Origin of the sequence: Catenulispora pinisilvae (assembly GCF_015356865.1) — a bacterium.
GTDB lineage: Bacteria > Actinomycetota > Actinomycetes > Streptomycetales > Catenulisporaceae > Catenulispora > Catenulispora pinisilvae.
Genome location: NZ_JAAFZA010000320.1, coordinates 1 through 10,046, shown reverse-complemented (window position 1 = coordinate 10,046; position 10,046 = coordinate 1). Strand labels below are relative to the sequence as shown.

Annotated in this window: 9 protein-coding genes; 5 read left to right on the top strand and 4 right to left on the bottom strand. The window is 71.5% G+C overall.

Going from position 1 to position 10,046, the window contains the following annotated elements; all coding sequences use genetic code 11:
* On the bottom strand, positions 1–1,562 hold a 1,562-nt coding region (locus IZR01_RS44825), incomplete at its 3' end, for a serine/threonine-protein kinase (RefSeq protein ID WP_194927391.1).
* A 299-nt stretch (positions 1,563–1,861) separates the two neighbouring features.
* Here IZR01_RS44825 and IZR01_RS44820 point away from each other — a divergent pair.
* The 3 genes from IZR01_RS44820 (at position 1,862) to IZR01_RS44810 (ending at position 6,570) form a co-directional block, all read left to right on the top strand.
* The gene (locus tag IZR01_RS44820) at positions 1,862–4,606 is read left to right on the top strand and encodes an FHA domain-containing protein (RefSeq protein WP_228561286.1); all 2,745 of its coding nucleotides are present in this window, start codon (positions 1,862–1,864) and stop codon (positions 4,604–4,606) included.
* A gap of 13 nt (positions 4,607–4,619) precedes the next feature.
* Complete coding sequence (locus IZR01_RS44815; RefSeq protein WP_194896340.1) at positions 4,620–6,011, top strand: DUF4241 domain-containing protein; 1,392 nt, start codon at positions 4,620–4,622, stop codon at positions 6,009–6,011.
* Between the two features lie 100 nt (positions 6,012–6,111).
* Entirely contained in the window at positions 6,112–6,570 is a 459-nt protein-coding gene (locus IZR01_RS44810) for a DUF2231 domain-containing protein (protein WP_194896341.1), read from the top strand.
* Between the two features lie 10 nt (positions 6,571–6,580).
* On the opposite strand, the gene IZR01_RS44805 is transcribed toward IZR01_RS44810, so the two are convergent.
* The 3 genes from IZR01_RS44805 to IZR01_RS44795 are packed head-to-tail and all read right to left on the bottom strand — an operon-like array spanning position 6,581 to position 8,658.
* Positions 6,581–7,690, bottom strand: coding sequence for a ferritin-like domain-containing protein (locus IZR01_RS44805; RefSeq protein ID WP_194927389.1), 1,110 nt, complete (start codon positions 7,688–7,690; stop codon positions 6,581–6,583).
* Positions 7,691–7,713: 23 nt separating this feature from the next.
* Positions 7,714–8,298: a TetR/AcrR family transcriptional regulator gene (locus IZR01_RS44800; RefSeq protein ID WP_194927388.1), complete on the bottom strand. Its 585-nt coding sequence runs from the start codon at positions 8,296–8,298 to the stop codon at positions 7,714–7,716.
* Positions 8,299–8,328: 30 nt separating this feature from the next.
* On the bottom strand, positions 8,329–8,658 hold the full coding sequence (locus IZR01_RS44795; RefSeq protein ID WP_194927387.1) for a hypothetical protein: 330 nt from the start codon (positions 8,656–8,658) through the stop codon (positions 8,329–8,331).
* A gap of 7 nt (positions 8,659–8,665) precedes the next feature.
* Here IZR01_RS44795 and IZR01_RS44790 point away from each other — a divergent pair, with 7 nt between their 5' ends.
* Both IZR01_RS44790 and hisN read left to right on the top strand, forming a co-directional pair.
* Positions 8,666–9,022: a hypothetical protein gene (locus IZR01_RS44790; protein ID WP_194927386.1), complete on the top strand. Its 357-nt coding sequence runs from the start codon at positions 8,666–8,668 to the stop codon at positions 9,020–9,022.
* Positions 9,023–9,089: 67 nt separating this feature from the next.
* Positions 9,090–9,893 (top strand): histidinol-phosphatase, encoded by an 804-nt coding sequence (gene hisN / locus IZR01_RS44785; RefSeq protein WP_194896346.1) that lies wholly within the window; start codon positions 9,090–9,092, stop codon positions 9,891–9,893.
* The last annotated feature ends 153 nt before the right edge of the window (positions 9,894–10,046 follow it).

Here is a 10,046-nt window from a genome sequence, read left to right as displayed (position 1 = left end):
ATAAGAGACAGCTCCCTGGGCGCCTGGGCGACCGGCCGGGGCGGGGCGGCGGCGCTGCCCTGGAACTGCGTGGGCTGGTAGCTCGGCTGCTGGGCCTGGTACGGCTGCCCCGGCGCCGGGTGCTGGTAGCCCTGGGGACCGGGCTGCTGGTAGCCCTGCGGGGCGAACTGCGGCTGCGGCGGGTAGGAGGCCAGGCGCTGCTGGTGGGAGGCGGCCGAGTCCGGCTGGTGCTCCTTGTGGAGCTGCTCCAGCTGGCGCTGCATCTGCGGCGGCATCGGCTGGGGCGGGCCGCCCGCGCGGCGGGAGACGCCGGCGCCGATCGCGTCGGGGTCCGACGGGGCGTCCCAGCCGGGGACCTTGCCGGGCTCGGCGGGGCGGCGGGACACGCCGGCGCCGATGGCGTCCGGCTCCGAGGGCGCGTCCCAGCCGGCGATCTTGCCGTCGACCCGGGCCTGGCGCTGCGGGAGCGGGCCGGAGGCGGCCGCCGCGGGCCGGACCACGGGGATGGTCGGCTCGATGGCGGACGCCGCGGCGGAGGCCGCTTTGGCCGCGGCCGCGGCGGCGGCCGGGGACACCGCGGGCAGCGCGGTGGTCGGGGCGCCGGCCGAGGGCGGGACGGCCGGGCCCTGGCCGGGCATCGAGACGTCGCCGCCGGCGGCCGCGGCGGCACCGACCATCGGGGGCAGGCGCAGCGTGCCGTACCGCTCCTCCACCGGCAGGTGGTACGTGGGCTCGCCGTCGGCGCCCTCGGGGGTGCGGCCGATGGCGGCCCGCAGCTGGGCGGCCAGCACGGTCGCCGAGGGCCGCGCCTCCGGCTCCTTGACCAGGGCCGCGGCGATGACCGGCCACAGCCGCTGCGGGATCTCGGCAGGCCGCTCCGGCACGGTGTTCATGTGCTGGCGGAAGACGCTGACCGCGTCCGGGCCGCGGAAGACCGGGTGGCCGGTGATCAGCTCGTAGAGCATGACGCCGGCGGCGTACACGTCGGCGGCCGGCGTGGCCTTCTTCCCGGCCACCACCTCCGGCGCCAGGTAGTACGGCGTGCCGACGACCTGGTGGGTGCGGGTCACCGAGGGGGCGTCGGCGATCCGGGCGATGCCGAAGTCGGTCAGCAGTGGCCGCAGCCCGCCGTCGGCCTGCTCCAGCAGCACGTTGGCCGGCTTGATGTCGCGGTGCACGATGCCGGCCGAGTGCGCCACCGCCATGCCCTCGGCGACCTCGGCGACCAGCAGCCCGGCCTCGTCCGGCTCCAGGCGGCCGCGCCCGGCCAGGTACTTCTTCAGGTCCGGGCCCTCGACCAGCTGCATCACCAGCGCCAGGATGTCGCCCTCGACCACCAGGTCGCGCAGCCGCACCAGGGAGCGGTGGTTCAGGCCGACCAGGGCCGCGCGCTCGCGCAGGAACCGGGTCACCACGTCGGCGTCGGCCGCGAACTCCTCAAGGAGCACCTTGATGGCGACGGCCTCGCCGGTGGCCCGGACCCGGCCGCGCCAGACCGCGCCGAAGGCACCGCGGCCGATCTCGTCGTCGAGCTCGTACCTGCTTCCGATCGCCCTGCCCACGCTGCTCCTCATCCCCCCAAGTACCAAGGACCACTGCTGTTAACCCGCGCACTCCACACACGCTCGGCGCGACACGGAGAACCCTCTCTATAGACGCCTGGGCAGCTTAAGAAGAACCCTCCAGGGCAAAGACTATGGCTTGAGAGGCCATCCGTGTCGCGTAGCTGTCACCTCATGCGAGGATGCACCCCATGCAGATCCGGCTCACCGTCACCCGAACCCAAGGATCCCGACAGACTTCCGCTGACGTTCTAGTGACCGCCGAGCCGGGCGCCACTCTTTCTTCTGTAGCGCAGCAGTTGCGCACCGCTGCGGGGGTCAGCGCGCCGGGGCGCCTGTTCGCCGGGTTGGACCCGCTGGAGGACGACGCGCCGCTGGGCCGGCCGCTGCTCGTGGACGGTGCGCGGCTGTGGCTGGACGTGCCCGGCACACCCGCGACCTTAATCGGCAATCTCGCGCTATATGTGGTGTCCGGGCCGGACGCCGGAGGCGTTCACCTCCTCGCTCAAAAGGATGACGGATATTCAAGAGCGAGGGAGGGAGCGGGCAAACACAGTGAGGAACTCCCGATCCGGATCGGGCGCGGGGCGGACGCCGACATCAGGGTGGATGATCCCGATATCTCCCGGATCCACGCCGAGCTCCTGGTACGCCACGAACACGAGTACACGCGGGTCTACGTACGCGACCTCGGGTCGACCAACGGGATGACCCTGGACGGCGCGCAAGTAGGGGGCGCTCCGGTAGAGATGCGCCCGGGCTCTCTATTGCGTATGGGCGAATCCTCTATAGCTCTCTCCGTTGAGGCTGGCGGCGTTCCGGACCTCCCTGTACACCCCGACGGAAGCGGCCACGTGTCGGTCGGCCGGGTCGGCTGGGGACGCGGTCCGGCCGATCCGCCCCAAGTGCGCATCGACCTCCCGCCCCGGCCTACCGACAAGGGACGCCCCGCGTCGCGCCGTATCGCGATGGAACAGTACGAGAGGGAGCGCGCGGAAGCGGACCGGCGCATCGCCGGCGCACTCACCGCCGAAGCCCGGATCCGGCGCGAGGCGGCCCCGGACCCGGCGACCCTATTGGTGTCCGCGGTACGGCCCGACGCGCGCCTCTGGGAACGCCGTCCCGGGGAGCCGGACTTCCTGCGGCTGCGGCTCGGCACAGGGGCGCTGCCGTCGAACGTGACCGTGGTCGGCGGCAAGGCCGTGCAACCGCGGGTGCCGACCGTGCCGGTGACCGTGGACCTGGCGCAGTGCGGGGTGGTCGGCTTAGTGGGGCCGCGTCCGGAACTGGCGCGGCTGGCGCGCTACGCGCTCGCGCAAGTAGCCGGGGCACACAGCCCCAAGTACGTCGAGATCGTGATGCTCGCCCCGGAGAGCGCCGTCGGGAACGGCGCCACGGCCGGCGAGGAGAACTGGCGCTGGACCCGGTGGCTGCCGCACCTGGTCCCCGAGGACGACCAGGACTGCTCGCGGCTGTTGGGCTTGGGCCCGGAGCAGGCGCGGGCCCGGCTGACGGAGTTGGTCGACCGGATCCGGCAGCGGACCGGGCGCACGCCCCCACCCGGGCCGGGCGAGACCTCGACCCCGGATTCCGGACGCGCGGTGGTGCTGGTCGTCGACCCGATCCGGGCGCTGACCGGCTCTCCGGAGCTGAACGAGGTGCTGAGCGAGGGGCCGGCGGCCGGGGTGTTCACGCTGTGCGTGGCCGAGCGTCCCAGCGATCTTCCGGCACAGACCGGTGCGATGGTCACACTAGGCGGTGAGGTGAACTCCCGGCTCCGGGTCGACGCCCCGCACTTCGCGCCGGTCGAGGGCGCGGTGGCCGACATGGTGTCGGTGGCGTGGGCGGACCGCTTCGCCCGGGCGCTGGCGCCGCTGCGGGACCGCACCGACGTCCCGACGTCCCCGGACGAGCAGACCCGCATCGACCGGGTCTCCCCCGCGTCGCATCTGCCGGAGCAGGTGCGGCTGCTGGAACTGCTCGGCCTGGAGCTGCTGACCCCGGCCAAGCTGTCCGCTCGCTGGGACGCGCACCCGGCGACGCCGCGGATCGCGCTCGGCCGGGTGGCCGACGGCCCGCTGGCCGCCGAGCCGGCGCACGTGCTGATCGGCGGCGACGCCGGTTCGGGCGTGTCGGAGCTGGTGCGGGCGGTGGTGGCCGGACAGGCCGCGACCAACCACCCGGACACCCTGGACATCGCGCTGGTGTCGGCGGGCCCGGGCAAGCCGCTGGCGTCCTGCGAGGACCTGCCGCACGTATTCGAGTACGTGGACGCCTCCGCGGTCGGCGAGGAGGCGTTGGAGCGGCTGGTGCGGCGGCTGGAGTACGAACTGGATCAGCGGGAGTGGCCGCCGGAGGAGGATTCCGGCGTCGGCTTCGCCGGGATGCCGGGGAATCCTTCGGTGCAGCCGATGCCGTCCATGTCTTCGTCCCAGGGCGGCCAGTCGACCGCCCTGGTCCCGGTCGGCATGAACGCGGGGCGCAGGATGCCGCCGCGGATACTGCTGGCCGTCGACAATCTGACCGCGCTGGCCGCCGAGCACCCGGCGTTCGTGGAGGCGCTGGCCGGGCTGGCCGACCGGGGGCGGCGGTTCGGGCTGCGGATAGTGCTGGGCGCCTCGGTCATCGAGACCGCCGGTTACGGCGCCCCCGGGAACGCCACCGGGGAGCGGGCCTTCCTGGCCGCGCTCAACGCGCCGGTGTGCCTGGCCGCGGATCTGCGGGTGGCGATGCAGACGTCGAGCCCGGAGGCGTCGCGGCTGGTACTGGGTGCCGGAGCGGCCACCACGGCGCCGGGCGGACCGCATCTGCCGGGGCGGGCGCAGGCGAAGCTGCCGTCGGGGGCGGTAGTGCCGTTCCAGGCCGCGGGTATCGGGGTTCCGATGACGTCCTCGGCTTCGCCGGCGAATCGGCCTATGGTGCGCATTCAGGACTGGCACGAACTGGGGGATCCAGTGCGCGCGGTGCGCGCCCGGCGGGACGCGGACAGCGGACCGACCGATCTGACGCTGCTGATCGGGGCGTTGAAGAAGGCTGTGGAATAGGGGAAGGCTGGGGATGGAGGCGACGCGCGTCGAGGTCGCGTACTGCGAGGGCTGGGATGCCGCGGCCCATGCGATGTTCCGGCCGCTCAAGGAAGAGACCGCACGCGAGCGGCACTCCGCGGGGCGGCGCTATGCGGTGTTGCTCAGTATCGATGCCGAGCCCCGGGCGCTGGTCCAGGTGGACACCGGGGCCGGGTACGTCGGGGTGTTCTCCTTCGACTTGGCGGGCCGGCGCTCGCTGAAGTTCTCCTACCGGGACCTCGGCGACCACCTGATGCTGCGCGAGCTCAAAGCGTGGCGGCACGTGGAGGACGAAGAGCCGGAGTTCGGGGCGGACCTGCGGATCACGTTCCGGTTCTGGCCGGACGAGCCGGTGCGGGCGACGCTGGACGACACGCGGCGGGGACAGTTCACGAGCTACGTGAAGCTGCCCGGGCCGCTGCACCGGATCCCGCTGCTGGAGTTCGGCCGGTGGCCGGTGGACGGGTGGCTGCTCGGCGCCTTCGAGCCGCTGGAGTTCGGCACGGCGCCGGATCCGGAGACGGAGGCCACCGGGGCGTTCTGGGCGCCGTGGAGCGCCCCTGAAGGGGCGAAGCCGACGGCGTTGGAGGCGCTGTTCGTCGCGGGCGCGCGGATCCGGAACGGACAGGGTGAAGTGTTCGAGGTGCGGGAGCCGGGGGCCGTCGGGCGGCTGCGGTTGACGACCGGGCGGGTCGTGGCGGCGGATCCGGCGACGGTGGATTTGCAGGGGGAACAGGCGGCGGCGCCTTATACGGTCACCCTCGCTCCGGGCGAGTACGCGATGGAGACCGCGCGGATCCGGGGTGCGGGGCGGCAGGTGGACGTGGTCGCGGCGGCCCGGGTGGTGGTGAGCGGGGCGGCGACGCAGACGTGGGAGTTGGCGTTGCGGCCGGGGCAGGATGAGCGGTTGCTGGGGGCGTCGGAGTTCTTCGGGTTCGTGGTGGACTCGGGGACTGCCGCGTTCATGGACGCTTCCGCGGTGGTGGCGCTGGCTGCGTATCAGGATGCGGACGATGCTGAGGCCGCCGAGGCGACGATCCCCAGGGATGGGATCGCGGAGCTGTTGACGTTCCCGAGCGGGAAGGGGGACGGGTCGTATCCGGTGTGGATCGGGCGGGACGCGGCGGGGGCCGTGACGTGTCTGGTGGCCGATATGCGGCTGTTGGGGCGCGGGGTGGAGGTAGAGGCTCCAGGCTCTACAGACGGCGCTCCGAGCTCTACAGAGAACGCTATAGAGCGGGCGCGACAGGTGCCCGGGGAGGCGGTGCTGGAAACGCGGGACGTCACGGGCGTGGAGACGTTCTCCTCGCAGGGCATCCTCGAGTTCTTCAACGACACCGCCGACGCCCAGGCCGAATTCTGGGCCCGGCGCATGGGCCGCTAAGACAGCCGGCCTGCGCGCCGCTAATCAGCTGGCCTCCGCATTGAACCCGTAGACAGGTGCCGTACGTTAGCTCCAGCACACGCATCACACGGAGGCATCGGTGACCTACAAGATCTTCGACCTGCCCACGCACATCCTGGTGATCCATCTGGTAGTCGTGGGCATCCCGGCGGCCGCGCTGGCCACGGTCGGCATGTCGGTCCGCCCGCAGTGGCGCTCCGGGAAGGCCGGGCTGGCGATCATCATCGTCGACGCCCTGGCCGTGGTCGGCACCTACATCGCACGCATCACCGGTGAGCAGTTCTTCAACAACCAGCCGGGCCTGCGCACCCTGAAGCAGGTCATCGACCACAAGAACCTCGGCATGACGCTGATCTGGTACGTCCTGGGCCTGCTGGTCGCCGCCATCTTGCTGGTGCTGGCGGAGAAGTACGAGCGGCCGCCGCTGACCACGGTCTTCGCGATCATCGCGACGGTGGCCGCGGTCGCGGCCGTGGTGCAGACGGTGCGGGTCGGGGACGCGGGGGCTCGGGCCACGTGGTCGGGGTATATCAGATAGCGCCGGCGCTCTACTCCTGCGCACCCGTGGCGATGGTCGTCTCGACGTCCGCGGCCCGCGTGGCCTCCTCGGCCTTGAACTGCTTCTCCCGATCCAGCTGCTCAGCCAGGTCCTCGTCGGCCTTCATCAGGTCCTCGACGTTGGCCGCGGCGTGGCTCAGCACCCCCATGTCCTCATAAGCTTTCTGGACCCGCGGACCCCACAGCCCGATGTCCTTCACCGTCGGCACGATCCGGGTGAAGAGCAGGTTGCGGAAGGCCGTGTAGTACTCGGAGTGCTCGTTGAGTTCCATGCAGCGGTCGACCGGGAGGCCCAGGTGTTCGTAGACCTCGCGGCCGTTGATGCGGTCGCGCATCAGGTAGCAGCCTTCGACAATGAACTCCTCGCGTTCGTCGCGCTCGGCCTGCGTCAGCTCCTTGTAGTAGTCCCGCAGCGCCAGACGGCCGAAGGCCACGTGGCGGGCCTCGTCCTGCATGACGTAGGCCAGGATCTGCTTCGGGAGCGGCATGTCGGTCAGGTCGCGCATGACGCCGAAGGCGGCCAGGGCCAGGCCTTCGATGAGGACCTGCATGCCGAGGTAGGGCATGTCCCAGCGGGAGTCGGACAGGGTGTCGTCCAGGAGCGCCTTGAGTTGGTCGTTGATCGGGTAGAAGAGGCCGACCTTCTCCTTGAGGAAGCGGCTGTAGATCTCCGCGTGGCGGGCCTCGTCCATGGTCTGGGTGGCGGCGTAGAACTTGGCGTCGAGGTCGGGGACGGACTCGACGATGCGCGCGGAGCAGATCATGGCGCCCTGCTCACCGTGCAGGAAGTTCGAGAACTGCCAGGCGATCTGGTGGCGGCCCAGTTCGTTGTGCTCCTCGGGGGTCATCCGGTCCCAGATCTCGGAGCCGAACAGGGGGGAGGTCTCGTGCGGGAAGCCCAGGATGTCGTCGGGGTCGACCTCGATGCCCCAGTCGATCCGGGTGACTTGGTCCCACTGCTTGTCCTTGCCCTTTTGGTACAGGCGCAGGAGCCGGTCCCGGCCGTCGTCGTACTCCCAGTTAAAGCGGGAGTAGCCGGTGTTGGCGACGTTCCAGGTCTCGTGGTCGGCCGGGAGGGTGTACAGGTCGTGAGTGGACACGTCGGGCTCCTGTCGTTACTCGATCACTCGTCCGTCTTGAGGTTCCTCATCAGGCGGCGGACCACTTCGGCGATGTGCTCGCTGGTGGTCTCCACGGGTTCGGTGGCGATGATCAGATGGCTGATCACCAGGCGGAAGGCGGTCTCGCTGATCCAGCCGACCTCGGCGCGGACCTCGGGACGGTCGGCCAACTCCGGCCAGCGCTCGGTGAAGACGGCGATGGAGTCCTCGCGGAAGACGTCCATGATCGCCTCGGACCGGGTGGTCAGATACGGCAGCAGGCCGGAGGTGTCGTCGGTGAGGGTGGCCTTGATCAGCGGGTTGTCCCGGGCCGCGGTCAGGGCGGCGGTGACCGAGGCCGCGGTGGCCGCGCCGACGTCGTCGCCGGGGGCCTCGCGGGCGGCGCGGCCGGTCAGCTCACGGAACCGCTCGGCCTCGCGCAGTGCCAGGGCGGCGGCGAGCTGGTCGCGGTTGCCGAACTCGTTGTACAGGGTCTGGCGCGAGACGCCGGCGCGCGCCGCCAGGTCGGCCATGCGGGCGCTGGACCAGTCGCCGGCGACGATGGCCTCGTAGGCGGCGTCGAGCAGTGCTTCGCGTGCGGAACCCATGAAGCTAGCTTGACAGGGCCGGGCGTGCTGTCAAGCGTCGGCGTTCGCCAGCACCGCCCGGGCCAGCCGGGCCCGCCATTTCGGCACCGTGGGATCGGGGTCCGGCCCCTCGTTGGCCCAGGTCTCCAGGACCGCGTACGCCTGGGAGTACGCACGCTGCCCTTCCAGCAGCTGCGTCGCCCGCCGGTAGTTCCACGCGGTCGCCAGCCCGGCACAGATCATGTGCACGGCCTGCGCCAGCTCGGCCTCGACCTGCGGCGGGAAGCGCTCCGCCAGCTCGGTGCCGGCGTAGGTCCAGCCGTCGATGGTGCAACGGGGCTCGACGACCGGCTCCAGCAAGTCCGCGGGCAGCCGGTCCACGCGCTCCTTGCCCCGGCGCACGCCCGCGAACGGCGTCGGCGGCGCGGGCCGGGGAGCAGACGGCGAACTCGAATTCGGCGTCGAACTCGAATTCGGCGTCGCGGCCGCGGCCGAAGTCCCGGCCGGAGTCCCGGCCGGATTCGAGGCCGAGGTTGAGGTTGAGATTGAGGCTGAAGTCTCGGGCGGGTTCAAAGGCGAAGCCGAAGAGGTCAGCTCCAACATGGCCGGACGCCCGTCCGCGCCCGGGGCCGCGTCCTCGCCGAAACCCAGCCAGGAACGAAGGCGCCGCGGCGACGGGATCGGGGTCCGTCGGGACGGCGTCAGGCCTGGGGGTGATGTTCGTCGGAAGATACGGCCAGCCTAGTGAGCATGGCGCGCGGATCCTGGGAGGCCGGCGCGGCGAGTCGCGGATTCGCCCTATCGTGTGACCCATGACCGCCTTCGACGACGACCTCCGGCTGGCCCACGTCCTCGCGGACTCCGCCGACAGCATCACCATGGGCCGGTACAAGGCCCGCGACTTGAGGGTGGAGTCCAAGCCCGACATGACCCCGGTCTCCGACGCCGACAAGGCGGCCGAGGAGGCGATCCGCTCGGCGCTGTCCCGGGCCCGCCCGCGCGACGCCATGCTGGGCGAGGAGTTCGGGGAGACCGCGGCCGGCGCCACCGGGCGCAAGTGGATCATCGATCCCATCGACGGCACCAAGAACTACGTACGCGGGGTCCCGGTCTGGGCCACCCTCATCGGCCTGATGGAGGGCGAGGAAGTGGTGGCCGGCGTGGTGTCGGCCCCGGCGCTGGGCCGGCGCTGGTGGGCGGCCAAGGGCGGCGGCGCGTTCACCGGGCGCTCGCTGGCCTCGGCGGCGCGTTGCAGCGTCTCCAAGATCGCGACGATAGCCGACGCCTCGTTGGCCTACAGCTCCACGGTGTCCTGGGAGGAGTACGGCAAGCTCGACGCCTTCCTGGACCTGTCCCGCGCCTGCTGGCGGACCCGCGCCTACGGCGACTTCTGGTCGCACATGCTGGTCGCCGAGGGGGCCTGCGACCTGGCGGCCGAGCCGGAGCTGTCGCTGTGGGACATGGCGGCGCTGGCGGTGATCGTCACCGAGGCCGGCGGCATGTTCACCTCGGTCGACGGGGCACCCGGGGTGCTCGGCGGTTCGGCCGCCAGCTCCAACGGCATCCTGCACGAGGAATTGCTCTATTACGTGGGCGGCCAGCAGCTGGAAGGGTGACGGCCGAAAGATCTCCCCCGTTTCGCCTTGCCAACGCCTTCCTCGCATGTGAATTTGTGAAGAGAGGGCCCGTCGGCCACCGGGACCCACCACGTCCCCCCCCCTGTCTCCTATACACATGTGACGGCGGCGACGATAAGGCTCGTCTTGGTG